Genomic DNA, 19,941 nt, shown 5'->3' with positions numbered 1-19,941 from the left:
GGGATGGTGGGCCGTGTAGGACTCGAACCTACGACCCGCTGATGAAGCGTTCTCAACGCGGCCGGTCGCGCCCACGAAAACCGTTGTATGTCAATCAGTCGCAAAGCGTCCGTGTGTTCCACCTAGTCGCACAATCCCTTTTGTGCCATTGTTCCCACCTCAAGATGGAATGCCGGTAGAGTAATAACGCAATCCGATAGCTGATGAGATTTTTACCACAGTTGCGCCGCCGTGAAAAGAATTTTGGGCAAGGCCGCTGCTATGTGATCAGATCCCACAGGTGCGCCGCCATCTGCCGTGTCGCCTCTTCCACCATCTGATCAATCTTGGGCCGATCCGCGGCTCCCACGGGGCCGCCCGCCTCCACGTACATCTTTAACTTGGGTTCAGTACCGGACGGCCGCACGGTAACCTTGAGGTCTTGGTCGAAAAAGAACGCCAGGATGTTGCGAGAGGCGAGATCGGTCTCGGATGTGATCGGGCCATAGCGGTCCTCATCCTGATAGTCAACCGTCTGGATCAACCGACAGCCCACCAACTCCGGTGGCTGCCGGCGTCGGAGCGCCACCATCATATTTCTGATGCGCTCCTCCCCCACCCCGCCCTCCAGGATCAGCGAATAGGCGCTGTGGGCCACGTAACCGTACCGATCGTACAGGCGCTCGAGTTCGTCCTGTAAGGTCTTGCCGTGGCGTTTGAGGGCCGCAATGTACTCGGCAACGAGGAGAGCGCCGCCGGCCGCGTCCTTGTCGCGCAGCTCTGGGGTCACCAGCACCCCGTGGCTCTCCTCGGCCGCACAGAGAAAGTCATCAGGGGTCGCTACCATGTCGTGATAGCGACCGGTACGAGCCACGGCCTCCAGGACGTCGCCGATGTGCTTAAAGCCGACCGGCAGATCGCCGATGATCGCCACTCCGTACGCCCGGGCGATGGCCGTCATCAGTTTCGTGGTGACACAGGTCTTGACCACAAACGGATGCGGGGGCATCTCGCCACGCGCCGTGCGGCGTTCGATGATCCACGTGGTGAGCAAGGCCGCGATCTGGTTGCCGTTCAGAAACCGATCGCCCTGGGCTGTTCGAATCACGACACCCAACCGATCGGCATCCGGATCGGTGGCAAACGCCGCATCTGCCTCCAGGCGGTGCATCTCCGCGGCGGCTCGATCCAGTGCCTCAGGCAGCTCCGGATTGGGCATCCGATTGGGTACGTCGGGAAACTCTCCGTCGGGGTCGGCTTGACTCGCCACCAGCGCCACACGGAAGCCGGCCTTGGTGAGCAGGTCATAGACGGTTCGTCGGCCGGCGCCGTTGAGCGGGCTATAGACAATGAACGCGTCGCGTGCCTCGCGCTCGATCGAACGGGCCAGGCTCGCCTCGAGGTAGGCCTCATGCTTAGCCGGTCCCCACCACCTCACCAGATTGTCTTGCGCTGCCTGCTCGAACGGCATCTTCCGGACTTCCTGCACAGCCTGCACCGCTTTGGCCATCTCGTCATCGCGGGGCGGGACCGGCTGCCCACCGTACTCGGTATAGAACTTCATGCCGTTATCGTCGGGATGGTTGTGGGACGCGGAGATATTCAGGCCGCCGCTGGCGCCCAGATGCCGAATGGCAAACGACAGCTCAGGCGTCGAGAGGAGCAGGTCGCTCCCTCGAACCGTCCACACGGTGATCCCGTTGCCGGCGTAGATCTCGGTGGCTAGTTGCGCGAAGTCGCGCGAGCGAACGCCGAGCAGCGGATTCGGTAGCGACGGATCGTACCGTCCACGCAGGTCTTTGTAGATGCGACAGTCAAAGGCCACGACGACCGAGAGCGGCTCGTCGCCATACCGCCGGCGCAGGTACTCGACGTGGCCCTGGACGGCGGTCGCCACGGTGTAGCGATTGATCCGGTTAATGCCGATGCCGACCGGGCCGCGCCGGCCGCCGGTGCCAAAGGGGATCACACGACGGAACGAGTCGAGCAGAAACTCCCACTGCTCGCGACCGATCAGGCGGACCAGTTGCGGCCGATACGGCTCAAACTGCTCTCCCTCGAACCAGATCCGAAGGCGCCGGAGCGCCTCAGCGCGCACCTGCGCCGACACCTCCAGCGTAGCGAACCCCTGCTCGACCGTTTGCTCCCACGATGGTGTCATGCCGTCTCCCCCGAATCATTTCAACTCAACGCGGGCACCAGCATCGATACCCACCCATGTCTGATCTACCGTAACCGCTGTGGCGCCAAAACGTCGAGCGAGGACCAAATAGACCCCATGGCCCACAGCGACAACTCCCAAGATCGAGTCGCAGGGACGAGCAGTCCCACCTCGCTCCATTGCTCCACAACGAACGGGACTGCTTCCAGTGGAATGAGGTTTGAATGAATGTGGATGGCCGCGAATGACGGTGGGAATAGTCGGAAAGCCGGACTGCCGGCAGTTAGGGGTGGTGGGCCGTGTAGGACTCGAACCTACGACCCGCTGATTAAGAGTCAGCTGCTCTACCAACTGAGCTAACGGCCCCATGACATCAGGGTATAGGGTTTAGGGTATAGGGTATAGGGTTAAAAGCACGGCGCGCCTCCCAAACTTGGATCCTGTTTTTATACCCTACACCCCACACCCTCCACCCGATCTTTTCATGGCGCGCCCAGCAGGACTCGAACCTGCGACCTACTGCTTAGAAGGCAGCCGCTCTGTCCGACTGAGCTATGGGCGCAGTAGAACGGGGTGTAGGGTATAGGGGGGTCGGGTGTCGGGTTAAACGAATCAAGCCGCAATCCTGTCTCGTCCCCCACACCCTACACCCTCTGCCCTAAACCCTGTCTTATCGTGGCGCGCCCAGGGAGACTCGAACTCCCGACCTACGGATTCGAAGTCCGGCGCTCTATCCAACTGAGCTATGGGCGCGTGGGGTGAACGGAGGGACTCGAACCCTCAACCCCTGGAGCCACAGTCCAGTGCTCTGCCATTGAGCTACGCTCACCATTCGCAAAACAGTGATGAGTGACTAGTAATTAGTGAAGGCGGCGGGCTCTTTTCCTGACCACTGACCACTTATCACTATTCACTGTTAAACTGGCGCGCCTGGCCCGATTTGAACGGGCGACACACGGCTCCGGAGGCCGTTGCTCTGTCCGGGCTGAGCTACAGGCGCAAAACAGCAGGGGTATAGGGGTTAGGTGTTTAGGGGTCTAGGACAAATAATAAATCGTTGAACTATCGATTTAACCCTTACCCTTCTACCCTATACCCCGAACCCTGTCTTTTTGGTCGGGGCGAGAGGATTTGAACCTCCGACTCCCTGCTCCCAAAGCAGGTGCGCTACCAGGCTGCGCCACGCCCCGTCCTTCGTCCCCTCAGACCTGGGGGTCGAGATCAACCGCCGCTCAGCTCACGCCGCGGCGAGGTAGAGGCGGCGCAACAACGGCTTGATCTTCCCAAGAGCCTGGGCACGATGACTGACTCGATTCTTCAGATCCGGCGGAAGTTCGGCCATCGTGAGTCCGAGGTCCGAAACAATGAAGATCGGATCGTAGCCGAATCCACCGCCACCGCTGAGCGCTTCAGCGATGATTCCGTCGCAACTCCCATCCGACAGGGTCAACTCGCCTTGTGGGCCCGCCAGAGCCACCACACACCGGAAACGGGCGCAACGCTCAGAGGCCGGCTTCCCCTCCAACAACTCGAGGATCCGCTCGTTGCGCTCCTGATCGGTCGCCGTTGGGCCGAGATACCGGCTCGAGTACACACCCGGTTGCCCCCCGAGTGCTTCAACCTCAAGCCCCGAATCGTCTGCAAGCGCCCAGCAACCGCTGTACGCCGCAACGGCCCGAGCCTTGATCCCGGCGTTCTCAGCGTACGTGGTTCCCGACTCGACCGGCGGCACATACCCATAAAGGGACGCAAGCGAACAAAAAGAGATCCTCAGGTCGCTGAGGATCGTGACGATTTCTTGAAATTTGCCCGCGTTGGCCGTGGCTACAACTACCTGCATTCTAGAAACCTCGCCCCCCGATGTCAAGCTACATCTTTACATCTTCAGGCCGTTGATCTCAGTCCCCAACAACCCCCGTTGAAGGTCGACAAACCGGTCGATCCCTCGTGTCGCCAAGCCGAGCATCTCATCCAACTGCGCCTTATCAAAAGGGATCTCCTCGGCGGTCCCCTGGACCTCAACAAATCTCCCGGAGCCGGTCATGACGACATTCATATCGACGTCGGCCATAGAGTCCTCGGGGTAGTTCAGATCCAGCAACAGTTCCCCGTCGACATACCCGACGCTCACGCCGGCGACAAAATCCTTCAGGAGCGGCCCCTTCAGTTGCCCGTTCTCTTGGAGCCGAGCGAGCGCATCGGCCATCGCCACAAAGGCCCCCGTAATGGCGGTGGTTCGGGTCCCGCCGTCGGCCTGGATCACGTCGCAATCGACCAGCACCGTTCGCTCCCCCAATCGCGTCAGATCGATCACAGCCCGTAAGGAGCGGCCGATCAGACGCTGAATCTCAAAGGTCCGGCCGCTGGCGCGCCCGGTCGCCGATTCCCGAGGCGTTCTTGTCGTGGTCGCGCGGGGGAGCATGCCATATTCGGCGGTCACCCACCCCTGACCGGTCGCGCGCAGAAACTGCGGGACCTTCTCCTCTACCGTCGCCGTGCAGAGGACCCGGGTCTCACCGACCTCAATGAGTAGCGACCCCTCGGCATGTCTCAGATAACCGCGGTTTATCTTTATCGGCCTGATCTCATCTACCTTTCGACCATCACTCCTCACGGGCTCTCCTTTCATACGATTATCCGACAGATCTCAAAAGACGTATTGCGGTAGTAAGGCCGTGCGTGTGTCCACATGTCCGGCCAATGTTGCCGTCTCGGCCCCCTCGATAAGGATCTGCACACGCGTGATCTGGGAGAAGTTGGAGGCCAGCGTGTTGACGATAGAGAAGACGGTGTAGAGCTCCTCTTGAGCGCCCCCCATCAGACCGTTCCGTATGCCTTGATCAAAATCGACGTACGCGGTCCCGGATGAGTCGATAAAGAGGTTCTGTACCTTCGTCTCTCGAGGAACCGTTGCCGACAGGTCGTCGCCACTCGGTCCCTTCATCAGCTCGACGAGAGTCCGCTTGGCATCGTCAGTTATCGTCGTCCCCGCCTCTATCTCTCGTCGCTCTTCACGGAAGGCGTGATCGTCACGGCTGACAAAGAAGAGCGTCACGCGCCTTCGTCCTCCTTCAGGTGCCGACCTTGGTGCCTCCGAAGCGGTGCGCTGGACATCGGGTCGGATCATCGCGACGAATTCGGCGCCTCGCAGCACGATAGCGCCAACGATCACCACCAGTACGGCAATGAGGATGGCTGCGGTCTTCATCTCATGGCAGACGAGGGTGCAGGTACCCATCCTACCCGTTTTTCATATCGTGTTTTGAACTTGGCGATACCGGCCAGCAAGGCCTGCGCAACCTGGTGCCGATACGACTCCTGTTCGAACTTCTGTTCTTCATCCGGATTCGTGATAAAGGCGAGTTCAACCAGCACGGACGGCATCGCCGCCCCAACCAAGACGTAGAAGGGTGCCGACTTCACGCCGCGATTCTCTACTTTGAAATGGCGTCCAAGCTCATTGAGGAGTGACTCCGCCAACTCACTCGATTCCTTTACGTAGAACGTATGCGTCATATCCCAGAGGATAGTCTTGAGGCCTCGCTGGGCATCTCGACCGACACCATCAAGATGGAGAGCCGTATTCTCCCTGATCGCGGACGCCTTTGCGCCCCGGTCGGACGGTTCGCGGCTCAAGAAATAGGTCTCAAAGCCGACCGCACGACTCTGAGGAGCGGCATTGACGTGTAAACTGATAAAAAAATCGGCCTTGTGGCGATTAGCAATCATCGTCCGATCTTCAAGCGGAACGAAAATGTCCTCCGTCCTGGTCATGATGACCCTCATCCCAAGCGTCTCTTCGATCAGTTCCTGCAGTCGGAGGCCGATATCAAGAACGATGTCTTTCTCTTTCGCACCAGACTGGCCGATCGCTCCGGAATCCCTGCCTCCATGACCGGGGTCAATGACGACCGTCTTGATGATGTGTTCCGGCGACGATACGTCGGACGGCGCGATCGGTTCGTCGCTTCGAACTGCCGCCTTCGACCCGACGGTTTGTCCGGGTGTTGGTTGGATCGCGGCTTCGGCCTGCCGTGAAGAGCGCGCTTGCCGATCGCGCGAGAAGAGATCGACGACAATCCGGTCAGGCCGCTGCAGGGCGAAGATCGTACTCGATAAGCTGCGCCCCATCCCATAAATAGTAATCTGACTGGCATTACCGAGCTGTTGAGTTTCAATCGTTCTCACCAGACCATCAGACACGTGACGCGATCGAATTAACGGGCTCAAGATCCCTTGTTTCACCTCCACCACAACCCGACCCGATGCCCCATCATCCAACACGATAAAATCGTGCGGTCTGGTACCTTCCAGGACGACCCGGGTATGGTCTGGATAGGTGTGAAATCGTAAGACGCGCAGCGTATGGTCCCGCTCGACGATCGTGGCTGTCAGCGTCTCCTGGTCCCAACTGACCCGGGTTTCACCATACTGCGCACCGAGGGTAATCGGTACAAGCTCAATTGGCACCACGATCGCCCTTCCGAGTCGGCGAGGCGGTTTGGACAGCGAGACGACGCGCGTGCCCACTCGAACCTCCGGTGAGCCGACTGTGAGTGAAAGAACAGATCTCCCCAAGGGAATTCTGACACGCTCTCGGGTTACGACTTGATTTGCCGGACGTCCCACAGCCTTGGCCAGATTTGCCAGCGACAGATATTCCTCGCCTTGAATCACGATGGTGGAAAGCGTCAGGCGCTGCTCTTTCAGAATAACCGTCACCGGCCCCGCCAGGGCCACGGGTAAATGCGTGGCCACCACCGCAAATCCACACAGCAGCGAGACTGCCCTCACCAGCCATTGTTGAGCTGGTTTCCTATATCTCACCCGATACTTCCTCTCTCAGCCTTCCCGACCCATTCGTACATCTCTCTTGCGAGTTGCTGTTATTATAGTCTCGGGAGGTTCTCCAGGACGACCAAAAACACAGGAAAAACGAAAAGCCCACACGGTAGAGCTAGCCGTGGGGGCTTTTGTTGAATAAATCCTGGCGGCGACCTACTCTCCCGCGCAGTTGCCCACGCAGTACCATCGGCGCTGGAGGGCTTCACTTCCGTGTTCGGTATGGGAACGGGTGTTTCCCCTCCGCTATGACCACCAGGAACTGTCCAGCTTTCCGGGTCTTGTTGTATCGGATCAGTCTCGTGTTGGGCGACAACATTTTCACTGCACTCCATTCACCCGAACCCACTCCTTGATTCTTGCCAATTCCTTCCGCCCCAACACGTTTCTGACGATTAATTCATCAAGTTTATGATAGGGTCGATTCCGAACGACTCGCTCGGCCACTTCAGGGCTGATACCGGGAAGCCTTTGAAGCTCCCGCATTGACGCCGTATTTATATCGAGTTTTGACGCGACCGACTTACTGTTGACGCCCCTCTCTTCAGCCGCGAGACGACGTTCGAGCCATCCGTTCGACATAGCCGGATAAAGTACGATCCCGACTACGCATACCAGCCACAACGCGATCCACTTCATGACCGAACATCCATACAGAGAAAAAAATAATTGGGGTCAAGCCGCACGACCGATTAGTACCAGTAAGCTAAACGCATTCCTGCGCTTACACATCTGGCCTATCAACCTTGTAATCTGCAAGGGGTCTTTAGGGGTTTGCACCCGGGAGATCTCATCTTGGGGTGGGCTTCGCACTTAGATGCTTTCAGCGTTTATCCCTTCCGAACATAGCTACCCAGCGATGCCCTTGGCAGGACAACTGGCACACTAGAGGTTCGTCCATCCCGGTCCTCTCGTACTAGGGACAGATCCCCTCAAATCTCCTACGCCCACACCAGATAGGGACCGAACTGTCTCACGACGTTCTAAACCCAGCTCGCGTACCGCTTTAATGGGCGAACAGCCCAACCCTTGGGACCTGCTTCAGCCCCAGGATGCGATGAGCCGACATCGAGGTGCCAAACCTCCCCGTCGATGTGGACTCTTGGGGGAGATAAGCCTGTTATCCCCGGAGTACCTTTTATCCGTTGAGCGATGGCCCTTCCACTCGGGACCACCGGATCACTAAGCCCTGCTTTCGCACCTGCTTGACTTGTAGGTCTCGCAGTTAAGCTCCCTTATGCCTTTGCACTCAACGCACGATTGCCGACCGTGCTGAGGGAACCTTTGGGCGCCTCCGTTACGCTTTAGGAGGCGACCGCCCCAGTCAAACTGCCCACCTGACATTGTCCCCGACCTGGCTTCACAGGTCCGGGTTAGAAGCCCAGTATAGAAAGGGTGGTATTTCAAGGTTGGCTCCACGAGGACTAGCGTCCCCGCTTCAAAGCCTCCCACCTATCCTACACAAACTACACCAAGATCCAATGCCAAGCTACAGTAAAGGTTCACGGGGTCTTTCCGTCTAGGTGCGGGTAACCGGCATCTTCACCGGTACTACAATTTCACCGAGCCACTCGCTGAGACAGCGGCCAAGTCGTTACGCCATTCGTGCAGGTCGGAACTTACCCGACAAGGAATTTCGCTACCTTAGGACCGTTATAGTTACGGCCGCCGTTTACCGGGGCTTCGATTCAGAGCTTCTCCGCCTTGCGGCAAATAACTCCTCCTGTTAACCGTCCGGCACCGGGCAGGCGTCAGTCCGTATACATCGCCTTTCGGCTTCGCACGGACCTGTGTTTTTATTAAACAGTCGCTTGGCCCAATTCACTGCGACCTTCCGACGCTCCGCAGGGCGAACCTGCTCACGTCGGCATGGTACCCCTTTTCCCGAAGTTACGGGGCTATTTTGCCGAGTTCCTTAGCGAGTGTTCTCTCGAGCGCCTTAGGATTCTCTCCTCATCCACCTGAGTCGGTTTGCGGTACGGTTACCGAACGACTCGCTAGAGGCTTTTCTTGGCAGTGTGGTTGAGCCAGTTTGTGGCCTTGCGGCCTCCCCATCGCTTCTCGGAGTTGACGTCTCGACGGATTTGCCTATCGAAACCTCCTACCAGCTTAGAGCCCGATGTCCGACACGGGCATGGCCTACCCTTCTGCGTCCCCCCATTGCGTCTTTGTCGTCGCCCGGTAGTACAGGAATATTAACCTGTTGCCCTTCGCTTACGCCCGTAGGCCTCAGCTTAGGAACCGACTAACCCTGGGCGGATTAACCTTCCCCAGGAAACCTTAGATTTACGGCGACTAGGTTTTTCACCTAGTTTATCGCTACTTAGGCCGGCATAATCGCTTCTGCACTCTCCACCGGTCGTTACCGTCCGGCTTCACTGACTGCAGAATGCTCCCCTACCGATCCCATTCGCCGAAGCGAACGAGATCCCACAGCGTCGGTAGCAGGCTTGAGCCCCGTTACATTGTCGGCGCCAGAACACTTGACCAGTGAGCTGTTACGCACTCTTTAAAGGATGGCTGCCTCTAAGCCAACCTCCTGGTTGTCTAAGTAATCTGACATCCTTTCCCACTTAGCCTGCATTCCAGGACCTTAGCTGGTGGTCTGGGCTGTTTCCCTCTCGACCATGGAGCTTAGCCCCCACAGTCTGACTCCCGCAATTCCAGTTGACGGCATTCGGAGTTTGGTTGAGTTTGGTACCCTTGTGAGAGCCCTAGCTCATCCAGTGCTCTACCTCCGCCACTTACGTTGCGAGGCTAGCCCTAAAGCTATTTCGGGGAGAACCAGCTATTTCCAGGTTTGATTGGCCTTTCACTCCTACCCCCAGCTCATCCCACACGTTTTCAACCGTGATGAGTTCGAGCTTCCATGCCGTGTTACCGGCACTTCACTCTGGCCAGGGGTAGATCACCTGGCTTCGGGTCTACTGCACGCAACTCAATCGCCCTATTCGGACTCGCTTTCGCTACGGCTCCGCCTCGCGGCTTAACCTTGCTGCGTACAAGTAACTCGCCGGCTCATTAAGCAAAAGGCACGCCGTCAGGCATTCTCGCCTTGCAGCGAGCATAGCCCTCCGACTGCTTGTAAGTGTACGGTTTCAGGTACTATTTCACTCCCCTCACTGGGGTGCTTTTCACCTTTCCCTCACGGTACTGGTTCGCTATCGGTCATCAGCAAGTGTTTAGCCTTGGAGGGCGGTCCCCCCGGATTCCCACAGGATTTCACGTGTCCTGTGGTACTTGGGTATCCTGCGCAAAGAGTCTCATACCTTTACTCTACAGGGCTGTCACCTTCTGTGGCCGACCTTTCCAGATCATTCAATTAGGCATGAGATTTTTTACTCTTCGACCCCGCCGTATCAGGGCCAGGCAAGACCCCTCAACCCCAATGGCGCAACGCACACGGGCTATCACACGCCATCGGTTTAGGCTCATCCCTTTTCGCTCGCCGCTACTGGGGGAATCGCGGTTGCTTTCTTTTCCTCGAGGTACTGAGATGTTTCAGTTCCCCCGGTTCGCTTCGTCTGGGTTATGAATTCACCCAGCGATGATCCGACATAACTCGGATCGGGTTTCCCCATTCGGGCATCCTCGGATTAGCGTCTGTGTGCGACTACCCGAGGCTTATCGCAGCTTACCACGCCCTTCATCGCCTGCTGATGCCAAGGCATCCACCGTACACTCTTAGTAGCTTGACCCCAATTATTATGGTTATCGAGGTCTGTATGAATTATTTAGTGGAGACCCGGATCGCTTATTCAATTGTCAAAGAGCTCTGCGAGCAGCGCTCGCACCAACCGTCCGTTACAACCTGCTCGATACCTCTGTCAGGGGCACCGCCCACTCAACACCCCCATGGTGGAGATGAGCGGGATCGAACCGCTGACCCCCTGCTTGCAAAGCAGGTGCTCTCCCATCTGAGCTACATCCCCATGCGTTACGGATGCGGGCCCACTTGCGCGGTTGATCCGCGATGACTACACCGACACCAGTAATGGGTTGGTGGGCCTTCCTGGGATCGAACCAGGGACCTCACGCTTATCAAGCGTGCGCTCTGACCGGCTGAGCTAAAGGCCCCCTTCGAACTTCACGGAGGATCGACAACGTTATGCGCCCACGCTGACTCATACGCCACAGGCGTGGGGCGCGACTCTGCGGATGGAATAAATATCATTGCTACCGACTTGGGGTACATTGACCTGGGAGTTTCTAATTACTCCTTAGAAAGGAGGTGATCCAGCCGCACGTTCCCGTACGGCTACCTTGTTACGACTTCACCCCAATCACTGACCATACCTTCGGCGCCTGCCTCCCTTGCGGGTTAGCTCAGCGACTTCGAGTACAGACAGCTTTCGTGGTGTGACGGGCGGTGTGTACAAGGCCCGGGAACGTATTCACCGCGCCGGGCTGATGCGCGATTACTAGCGATTCCTCCTTCATGCAGTCGAGTTGCAGACTGCAATCTGAACTTAGACCAGCTTTTTGGGATTAGCTCCACCTCGCGGTCTCGCGTCCCTTTGTGCTGGCCATTGTAGCACGTGTGTAGCCCAGGGCGTAAGGGGCATGATGACTTGACGTCATCCCCGCCTTCCTCCAGCTTGACGCTGGCAGTTCCCCTTGAGTGCTCGGCATAACCCGGTGGCAACTAGGGGTGAGGGTTGCGCTCGTTGCGGGACTTAACCCAACATCTCACGACACGAGCTGACGACAGCCATGCACCACCTGTCTCCGCGCTCCCTTGCGGGCACCCCGCCCTTTCAGGCAGGTTCGCGGGATGTCAAGCCCTGGTAAGGTTCTTCGCGTTGCGTCGAATTAAACCACATGCTCCACCGCTTGTGCGGGCCCCCGTCAATTCCTTTGAGTTTTAGCCTTGCGGCCGTACTCCCCAGGCGGGGCACTTAATGCGTTAGCTTCGGCACGGAAGGGGTCAATACCTCCCACACCTAGTGCCCATCGTTTACGGCTAGGACTACCGGGGTATCTAATCCCGTTCGCTCCCCTAGCTTTCGCGCCTCAGCGTCAGTGCTAGTCCGGAAAGCCGCCTTCGCCACCGGTGTTCCTCCCAATATCTACGCATTTCACCGCTACACTGGGAATTCCGCTTTCCTCTCCTAGACTCCAGCCAGACAGTATCGGATGCGGGACCTCGGTTAAGCCGAGGGATTTCACAACCGACTTACCTGGCCGCCTACGCGCGCTTTACGCCCAGTAAATCCGAACAACGCTCGCCCCCTACGTCTTACCGCGGCTGCTGGCACGTAGTTAGCCGGGGCTTCCTTCGGTGGTACCGTCACACCCGGCGGTTATTTGCCGCCAGATCGTTCGTTCCACCCGACAGGGCTTTACAACCCGAAGGCCTTCATCACCCACGCGGCGTCGCTGCGTCAGGCTTTCGCCCATTGCGCAATATTCCCCACTGCTGCCTCCCGTAGGTGTCTCAGTTCCAGTGTGGCCGGTCGCCCTCTCAGGCCGGCTACCGATCGTCGCCTTGGTAGGCCGTTACCCTACCAACTAGCTAATCGGACGCAGGCTCCTCCTTTGGCGGGAGCTGCTTGCGCTCGCCCCCTTTGGTCCCCCCAAGATCCTCACAAGGACATTACCCGGTATTAGCCCACCTTTCAGCAGGTTATCCCGATCCGAAGGATAGATTACCTACGCGTTACTCACCCGTTCGCCGCTTTACTCATCCCGTTGCCGGGACTTTCACGCTCGACTTGCATGTGTTAGGCACGCCGCCAGCGTTCGTTCTGAGCCAGGATCAAACTCTCCAAATTGAAACGCACGAGGTATAAGCCTCGAAGCGAGCTTCCGTTTCCGGTCGACTCGCTCTGGCAAACTTCATCCGCCCTCAAGTCAGTAGCAACGATATTCTATTGTCAAAGAACAGTCAGAAAAACCCGGCAAGGTTGCCGGGCACCGCTTCTCCAGTTAATATAGAGCATCATTTCGAATACGTCAATGCTCAATATCGAATAACGGAAGTTGTAAAGTACAATAAGGCATCGTAGCTGTCAAGCATTTTCTTTCGGCTGACGACTCTTTTTCACCCGTCGGAAAAATCGCTTGCCCACCTTCAGCAGGTGCTCCCGTTCCATCGGAACCTTCAAGGTTTCATTCCGGACGACCTCCCCATCAAGACTCACGCCGCCCTGACGAATCAACCTCCTGGCCTCCGAGAGGCTCTTGGTCCCACCGGACTCTTTGATCAGCCAGGCGATATCTACGTCGGCCTTCGCATCCTCTATGATAAACAGATCGATCTCGTCAGGTAGCCGCTTCTCGCGGAAGATCCGATCGAACTCAGTCGCCGCCTCTTCGGCGGCCGGCTCACCACGATAGAGCGCCGCCAGCCTCTTGGCTAACTCGACCTTCGCTGTCCTAGGATGCAGCGTGCCGGCCTTCAACCCCTCATCCATCGCCTCTACCGCCTCCAGTGACATCCCGGCCACCAACTCGGCGTACTTCACAATCAACTCATCTGGAATCGACATCGCCTTTCCAAATACCTCTCTGGCCGGCTCATCGATCCCGATATAGTTGCCGAGGCTTTTGCTCATCTTCTGCACCCCATCGGTCCCTTCCAGTAAGGGTGTGATGAGCGCGACCTGCGGCTCCTGCCCATAGGCGCGTTGCAGCTCCCGTCCCACGAGCAGGTTGAACTTCTGATCGGTACCGCCCAGTTCAACATCGGCCCTGAGCACGACGGAATCGTACCCTTGGGCCAGCGGGTAGAGAAACTCATGGATCCCGATAGGCCGTCCCTCCCGGTATCGCTTTTCGAAATCGTCCCGCTCCAACAACCGGGCCACCGTATACTGGGCCGCCAGGCGGATTACGCCGGCGAAGTCCATCCGACTCAGCCACTCACTGTTGAAACGAATCTCGGTCCGACCTTCATCAAGAATCCGGAAGATCTGTCTTTTATAGGTCTCCGCGTTCGCCCGGACCTCCTCGGACGTTAATGGCTTCCGGGTCTCTGATCGTCCCGTCGGGTCGCCGATCATGCCGGTAAAATCGCCGATGAGAAAGATCACCCGATGACCCAGATCCTGGAACTGCCGCAGCTTTCTCAAAACGACAGTATGGCCAAGGTGCAGGTCCGGCGCGGAGGGATCGGCGCCAAGCTTGACGCGGAGCGGGACGCCGGTTTGTAGCGAGCGCTCAAGTTTCGCAAGCAGTTCCGCCTCGGAGATGATCTCCACCGTAGCGCGCCGGAGGGCGCACAGTTGCTCATAGGCTTGCGCTTTCACGTCATTCATCTGCGAGTTCTCCATTGTGGGGGTGGTTGCCTTTCTAGCATAAGCGTACGCTCCCTGCAACCTCAAACCGTTCCGCCTCATGTCCCGTCGATCATCGTGAACAACGAGGCCGGCGACACTTGTTGGGGTCTTATTGCTCTGTTATAGTGGTGTCAATCGAGATCGGCATATTGAGCGGTTCAGTGACCACTTCTCTGGATATCCAGCATATAGAGACATAGTCGGTGCGGCGGATCATCTGGTCTATTCTGTTGTTGATGGCCGTCGCCTCAGGCGTCCTCGGCGGCTTGTTGGTGACCTATCTCCGAGATCTCCCCACACTTGATGCGCTTGAGGAGTATCAGCCCAGTCTCGTAACCACGCTGTATTCCGATCACGATGAGCCATTCGCGACCCTGTATGAGCAGAAGCGCTTCTGGACGCCACTGGACAAGATCCCCCGCCACCTGATCAATGCCCTGATCGCGGTTGAAGATGCCCAGTTCTACCAGCATCGCGGGATCAATTTCCGGGGTATCGCGCGAGCGGTGCTTGTCAACCTGCGGGCGCTGCGCCCCGCTGAGGGCGGAAGCTCCATCACCCAACAGTTGGCGAAGCTGCTGCTGCTCACCCCGGAGAAACACCTGTCGAGGAAGATCAAGGAGGCCATCCTGGCGCTCGAAATCGAGAAACACTACTCCAAGAACCAGATCCTTGAGCTCTACCTCAATCAGGTCTATTTCGGGCATGGGGCCTATGGGGTGGAGTCCGCCGCTCATACCTACTTCAAGAAAACGGTCGAGCAGTTGAATCTTGCCGAGGCGGCCACCCTCGCCGGCCTGCCGAGGGCGCCGAACTACTACTCCCCGATCACCGACAAGGAACGGGCAATAGGCCGCCGGAATCATGTGCTGGCCCGGATGGTTGAGGAGGGGTTTATTACCAAGCAGCAGGCGGCGTCTGCCCTGACCGCGACATTCGACGAGTTTCCGTTCGAGAAGACCCGGAACCTCGGCCCCTACTTCGTCGAATACATCCGCCAGCAACTGGAGGACACCTACGGCACCTACGCCGTCTACCATGGCGGCCTCAAGGTCTACACGACACTGAACATCGCTGCGCAACGCGCCGCGGAGGCGGCCCTGATCGAGGGGTTGAGGGAGATCGACAAGGCTCGCGGCTTTCGCGCACCCCGACCACGATCCCCAACCGTTACGATCACCGACCGTACCGCTCCCACCTACCTGATCCCGAAGGCGGGCGAGACCCTTCGCGCGACCGTTACGAAGGTTCTACCGAAGGCTATCACGGTTCAGATCGGCGGCTATCACGGCGAGATCGCCCTTGACAAGATCCGTTGGCTCAACACCTCGCAACCGCACCAACAGCTTCAGGTCGGAATGGAGGTGAAGGCGCAGATCCTCAGTGTCAATAAAAAAACCAAGACGTTGAATCTGAACCTTGAACAGGATCCTGAGATGGAGGGCGCCTTCCTCGCCATCGATCCGAGAGATGGGGGCGTCAAGGCGATGATCGGCGGCTACGATTTCGAGCGATCCAAGTTCAACCGCGCGCTGCAGGCCAGGCGGCAGCCGGGTTCGGCCTTCAAACCGCTCGTCTACGCGGCAGCCTTTGATCGCGGGCTCACCCCGTCCACGATCATCAACGACACGCCCGTACGCTATCCAATCCTTGTGGACGGGAAACGAACCGACTGGAGCCCCGATAACTACGATCGGAAGTTCCGCGGCCCGACCACGTTACGATATGGGCTCGAACACTCCGTCAACGTGGTTGCGGTTAAGCTGATTGAGCAGCTCGGGGTCGATCCGGTCATCGAGCTGGCCCGCACCCTCGGGATTGAGAGTCCGCTGCGCAGGGAGTACGCGCTGGCCCTCGGCGTCTCGGAGGTCACATTGTCTGAGATGGTCTCGGCCTTCGGCGTCTTTGCACATTCGGGAATACGGTTTCTACCCTACGGCATCAGGAAGGTGACGGACAACAAAGACGCGCTCCTGGAAGAGTACACCCCGGCGGGGCAACAGGTGATGAGGGCCGAGACGGCATTTGTTCTGACCAACGTCCTGACGGGCGTCATCGAGCGGGGGACGGGGTCGCGCGCGCGCATCCTGGGAAGGGTCATAGCGGGTAAAACGGGAACGACTCAGGCAGCCACTGATGCCTGGTTCATCGGGTATACGCCCACGCTCGTCGCAGGTGTCTGGCTCGGCTACGACACCAAGCGGTCACTGGGGCCGCACGAATCGGCCGCGACCCTCGCCGTTCCCATCTGGACCCGCTTCATGCAGCGGGCCCTTCAGGATACACCTCTGGAAGATTTCCCGATGCCGGAGAACGTGGCGCCGGCGCTGGTCAACTACCTATCCGGGCGTCCCACCACAGCCGACGACAAGGATGCTGTCAAGGAGTTTTTCTTCAGGTGAGAAGGGCGGCTGTCTAACTGGGCCAGCCGATGTACTGCCCATCCTCCCACAGTTCCACCATCCTGCCCACGATGATCAATCGGTCCTCAAACCGTTCGCGCTGTGACAGGGTCTGGTCAGACGACCAGTGATCCCGTAAAGGAGGACGGGCGTGTTCGCTGAGGCTGAGGTAGCTGTCGCCTAGTTCCGCTACCGTACTCTGGTTGCACCGAAGCAGGTTCGAGGCAGGCACAATCAGCGGCTTCGGATTGTCGAACAGATGGCCCCAGTGCAGGCAGTCGCGCAGATTGATCCCGGTCAGACGATGGGCCAGGCGCGCGAACTCCATAAACCAATCGGTGGTACGGGTGCAGACCAGGCAACCCCGGCAGTCGTCATGCTCAACGACGGGGACATAGGCCGCCGCCATCGGCCCGCCCGTCAGTATCCACTGCACCGCCCGATAATGATGAAAGCGCAGCTTCGGTGACGTCGTATCGACCCGGTCCCGGGTCGGCTCGCGCCGGCTTACGCGGACCGGAACCATCGCGCGGCCGGCGCGCACAACGCTCGACATTGAAGACCGCGGTACAATCAGCATGCGTTCGGTTCCGTTCCCCACAGTCTGCACCACCCTATTCAGTCGATTCCGTATTGGGGTACCGCGGCTTGATGGCCGCCGGAACCCGCACTATCCTTATCGCCGCCAGCCGATCCTGTCAACACTTTCTTGCGCGCAGACAGCAAGGCCCAGCTCACCCGCGCCTCTGTCTGAACCGGCTCTCACCCGCCTTGTCCGCTCCGTTAACCCTACGGCAACAGGATCGTCCGCAACGTCGTCCGCTCCTGGACCATCTCGAGTGCTCGCGGCAACTCCCTGAGGGGGAGGCGGGCGGTGATGAGTCGACCGACCGGCACCTCGCGGCGAGCGATCGCCTGGACGGCATCGGCAAAATCTGCCGGGGTATGGTGGTAGATCGGAACGATCCGGATCTCTTCATAGTGTAACCGATGCAGGTCGAGAGGAAGCACCGCGTCCTTCGCCACCCCGCCGAAGGGGATCAGCGTCCCTCCCCGACCGACCAGCTCAAACGCCTCCTGATGTGCCTGCGTACTCCCGACCGCCTCGATGACGACATCGGCCCCTCCGCTGCCCAAGGCCGCCTGCACGCCCTCTTTCTCCGATCCACCGGCCGTATTCAACGCCGCATCCGCACCGAGGCTCTTCGCGAGCGCCAGACGATCCTCATGATGATCTACGCTGACGAGACGGATCGACGACCCGTACCGATGCCGCAGGACGGCAATGAACAGCAGGCCGATCGGTCCGGCTCCGACAACGACGATCTGATCGCCGTCGGCGATCGGCACCCGCCGGACCGCGTGCATGACGCAGGCGAGCGGCTCGGCCAGGGCGGCCTCCTCAAAGGGAACCTGCGCAGGCAACTCGTACAGGTTGACCTCGACAATCCGTTGAGGGATCCGGAGGTAGGGGGCGAAGGCGCCGTTATTATACAGCAATCGTTCGCACATACCCTGGCGGGCGCGACGGCACGCGCGACAGCGAGCCGCCGGATCCTGGTCGGTACAGGGGGCCGAATTGGCCGCAACCACCCGCATGCCGGGCTGCCACCGATCATCGGCCTGTTGGCCGCGCGCTGCCACGACCCCGGCCCACTCGTGCCCGAAGAGTCCCGGAATCCGCATCATCGGGTGAGAGCCGCGCAGGTAGACCTTGCGATCGGTAAAATCGATGGAGGCGGCTTCAACCCTGGCCAGCAGCTCCCTGGGCCCGATCGGCGGGATCGGCACCTCCTCCAGCCGCACGTCTTCCGGACCGTGAAGTACCGCCGCCGTCATCGTCCGGTTGCGGGTCTCTCCGGGGATCATGCCGTCCCTGCTCCTTTTGCATAAAACAGGACCTTCGTCGCCTGCCCTTCCCGCTGCAGGCGTGCACCCTCGGCGAACCGGCTCAGGTCAAACCGATGACTGATGAGGGGGGCGGTTCGGATCCGTCCGGAGACCAGGAGGCGAATCGCCTGTTCCAACTCGACCGGCGTAGCCGAGTAGGTTGCCGTAAGCGACAGCTCCTGTCGGTAGAAGAGACCGAGGTCGATCGGCATACGTCCGGCCTCGCCCGCGTCCGCGAAGAGGTTGATTGTCCCTCCGGCACGCAGGACGCCGAGCGCTGCCTCCACCATCGGCGCATTGACCGCGGTGAAGATCGCACCATCGACCCCGTCATCGTCCGCCACCGAGCGAAGCGCCGCGCACGGATCGGATCCGGTCACATTCAGGGTCGTCTCGATGCCGAGCGTTCGAGCCAACTCGAGGCGATCCTGTCGAATATCCACACAGATCGGCCTCGCGCCGAATACGGCGACAGCCTGCGCGACCAGCACCCCCATACATCCGGCGCCCACGACGACGATCTGATCCCCAGCCTGGACGTCGGATCGTTTGACCGCCCGCAACGCGCAGGCCACCGGCTCCATGAAGATGCCGACATCATCCGGAAGAGAGTCAGGCAGCGCGAAGGCCGCCTGCGCGGTCTGCATGGCAGGAATCCGAACGAACTCGGCAAAGCCGCCGGGATCGATGTTGGTCGCTTTGAACTGAGGGCACATCGAATCGTTGCCGTGGCGACAGTAACGGCACCGGCCACAGGGGACATGGTGCGCCACGGCCAGGCGGTCACCCGGCGCAAACCGCTGGACCCCCTCGCCAACCGCCTGAACCACCCCTACCAACTCGTGGCCCAGCGGGACGGGCGGCTTCAGCGGGGTCTTCCCGAAGATCTTTGCCAGGTCGGACCCGCACAGACCGCACGCTCGCATTGCCAGCAGCAATTCGCCGGGTCCAATGGATGGAACCGGCAGTTCGGTACATTCCACAGCCCCCGGTCCCAGCAGTCGGATCGCGTTCATCCGGTCACCGTTGCCGTACCGGTACACTGCTCACACGGGCAGTTCGCCCGTAGCGACTCGTAGGTATAGATGCCGGTATCGTGTCCGTCGCTCCAGGTGAAGTTCAGCGCATACCATCCCACAGGTCGATAGTTGGTGATCTGCACCTCGCCGGGTTTCAGGACCGGACCGCTCAGCACCAGGAGCTCTCGGGTATGCGTCCGCTTGTCCCTGGCGTCATTACAGGAGGCGCATGGACAATCGCGCCGCAGATCGTCAAATGGATAGCGGCTGCAATGTCCGTCGCGCCATGTAATCATCAAGGCCCGCTCCTGGCGGTCGACGATCACCTCGGTCGGATCAGACGATTGTGTCGATATCACCGTTCGCCC

Annotated in this window: 12 protein-coding genes, 8 tRNA genes and 3 rRNA genes; 1 reads left to right on the top strand and 22 read right to left on the bottom strand. The window is 59.2% G+C overall.

The genetic code is table 11. From position 1 onward, the window contains the following. Positions 1–259: 259 nt before the first annotated feature. The 18 genes from C3F12_12625 to C3F12_12540 form a co-directional block, all read right to left on the bottom strand. Complete coding sequence (locus C3F12_12625; GenBank protein PWB43502.1) at positions 260–2,140, bottom strand: phospho-sugar mutase; 1,881 nt, start codon at positions 2,138–2,140, stop codon at positions 260–262. 290 nt (positions 2,141–2,430) lie between these two features. Further along, positions 2,431–2,506 (bottom strand) — tRNA-Lys (locus C3F12_12620). Between the two features lie 119 nt (positions 2,507–2,625). After that, positions 2,626–2,702, bottom strand: a tRNA-Arg gene (locus C3F12_12615). Positions 2,703–2,816: 114 nt separating this feature from the next. Beyond that, positions 2,817–2,893: transfer RNA gene (locus C3F12_12610), tRNA-Arg, on the bottom strand. 1 nt (position 2,894) lies between these two features. Further along, positions 2,895–2,969, bottom strand: a tRNA-His gene (locus C3F12_12605). 93 nt (positions 2,970–3,062) lie between these two features. Continuing rightward, positions 3,063–3,140 (bottom strand) — tRNA-Arg (locus tag C3F12_12600). Positions 3,141–3,253: 113 nt separating this feature from the next. Then, positions 3,254–3,330: transfer RNA gene (locus C3F12_12595), tRNA-Pro, on the bottom strand. 47 nt (positions 3,331–3,377) lie between these two features. Then, entirely contained in the window at positions 3,378–3,980 is a 603-nt protein-coding gene (gene rdgB / locus C3F12_12590; protein ID PWB43501.1) for a non-canonical purine NTP pyrophosphatase, RdgB/HAM1 family, read from the bottom strand. Between the two features lie 36 nt (positions 3,981–4,016). Next, the gene (locus tag C3F12_12585) at positions 4,017–4,769 is read right to left on the bottom strand and encodes a ribonuclease PH (protein ID PWB43500.1); all 753 of its coding nucleotides are present in this window, start codon (positions 4,767–4,769) and stop codon (positions 4,017–4,019) included. Between the two features lie 18 nt (positions 4,770–4,787). Continuing rightward, positions 4,788–5,378 carry a hypothetical protein gene (locus C3F12_12580; GenBank protein PWB43499.1) on the bottom strand — a complete coding sequence of 197 codons (591 nt, stop codon included), beginning with the start codon at positions 5,376–5,378 and terminating at the stop codon, positions 4,788–4,790. Further along, positions 5,345–6,820, bottom strand: coding sequence for an N-acetylmuramoyl-L-alanine amidase (locus C3F12_12575; GenBank protein ID PWB43539.1), 1,476 nt, complete (start codon positions 6,818–6,820; stop codon positions 5,345–5,347). Before C3F12_12575 ends, C3F12_12580 begins: the two co-directional genes overlap by 34 nt. A 305-nt stretch (positions 6,821–7,125) precedes the next feature. Continuing rightward, positions 7,126–7,242: ribosomal RNA gene (gene rrf, locus C3F12_12570) — 5S ribosomal RNA — on the bottom strand. Positions 7,243–7,303: 61 nt separating this feature from the next. Next, the gene (locus C3F12_12565; GenBank protein PWB43498.1) at positions 7,304–7,621 is read right to left on the bottom strand and encodes a hypothetical protein; all 318 of its coding nucleotides are present in this window, start codon (positions 7,619–7,621) and stop codon (positions 7,304–7,306) included. A 28-nt stretch (positions 7,622–7,649) separates the two neighbouring features. Next, positions 7,650–10,680: ribosomal RNA gene (locus C3F12_12560) — 23S ribosomal RNA — on the bottom strand. Between the two features lie 158 nt (positions 10,681–10,838). Further along, positions 10,839–10,914: transfer RNA gene (locus C3F12_12555), tRNA-Ala, on the bottom strand. Between the two features lie 68 nt (positions 10,915–10,982). Then, positions 10,983–11,059, bottom strand: a tRNA-Ile gene (locus C3F12_12550). A 139-nt stretch (positions 11,060–11,198) separates the two neighbouring features. Beyond that, a 16S ribosomal RNA gene (locus C3F12_12545) occupies positions 11,199–12,754 on the bottom strand. Together the 16S, 23S and 5S rRNA genes with 2 tRNA genes alongside form the textbook arrangement of a ribosomal RNA operon. Before the next feature lie 239 nt (positions 12,755–12,993). After that, the gene (locus C3F12_12540) at positions 12,994–14,322 is read right to left on the bottom strand and encodes a tyrosine--tRNA ligase (protein PWB43497.1); all 1,329 of its coding nucleotides are present in this window, start codon (positions 14,320–14,322) and stop codon (positions 12,994–12,996) included. A gap of 176 nt (positions 14,323–14,498) precedes the next feature. On the opposite strand from C3F12_12540, the gene C3F12_12535 reads away from it, so the two are divergent. Continuing rightward, the gene (locus tag C3F12_12535; GenBank protein ID PWB43538.1) at positions 14,499–16,664 is read left to right on the top strand and encodes a penicillin-binding protein 1A; all 2,166 of its coding nucleotides are present in this window, start codon (positions 14,499–14,501) and stop codon (positions 16,662–16,664) included. 13 nt (positions 16,665–16,677) lie between these two features. Here C3F12_12535 and C3F12_12530 read toward each other — a convergent pair whose 3' ends face one another. The 4 genes from C3F12_12530 to C3F12_12515 form a co-directional block, all read right to left on the bottom strand. After that, entirely contained in the window at positions 16,678–17,244 is a 567-nt protein-coding gene (locus C3F12_12530) for a hypothetical protein (GenBank protein ID PWB43496.1), read from the bottom strand. A 209-nt stretch (positions 17,245–17,453) separates the two neighbouring features. Beyond that, entirely contained in the window at positions 17,454–18,533 is a 1,080-nt protein-coding gene (locus C3F12_12525) for a hypothetical protein (protein ID PWB43495.1), read from the bottom strand. Beyond that, a complete protein-coding gene (locus tag C3F12_12520) occupies positions 18,530–19,570 on the bottom strand; it encodes an alcohol dehydrogenase (protein PWB43494.1) in 1,041 nt (346 codons plus the stop codon). The genes C3F12_12525 and C3F12_12520 overlap by 4 nt, the downstream gene beginning before the upstream one ends. Beyond that, positions 19,567–19,932: a hypothetical protein gene (locus C3F12_12515; GenBank protein ID PWB43493.1), complete on the bottom strand. Its 366-nt coding sequence runs from the start codon at positions 19,930–19,932 to the stop codon at positions 19,567–19,569. Before C3F12_12515 ends, C3F12_12520 begins: the two co-directional genes overlap by 4 nt. Positions 19,933–19,941: the final 9 nt, after the last annotated feature.

Source organism: Candidatus Methylomirabilota bacterium, from assembly GCA_003104975.1.
In the GTDB taxonomy this organism is placed as follows: Bacteria; Methylomirabilota; Methylomirabilia; order Methylomirabilales; family Methylomirabilaceae; genus Methylomirabilis.
Note: the sequence above shows the minus strand (reverse complement) of the source record. Positions and strands in the feature narration are given on the sequence as shown.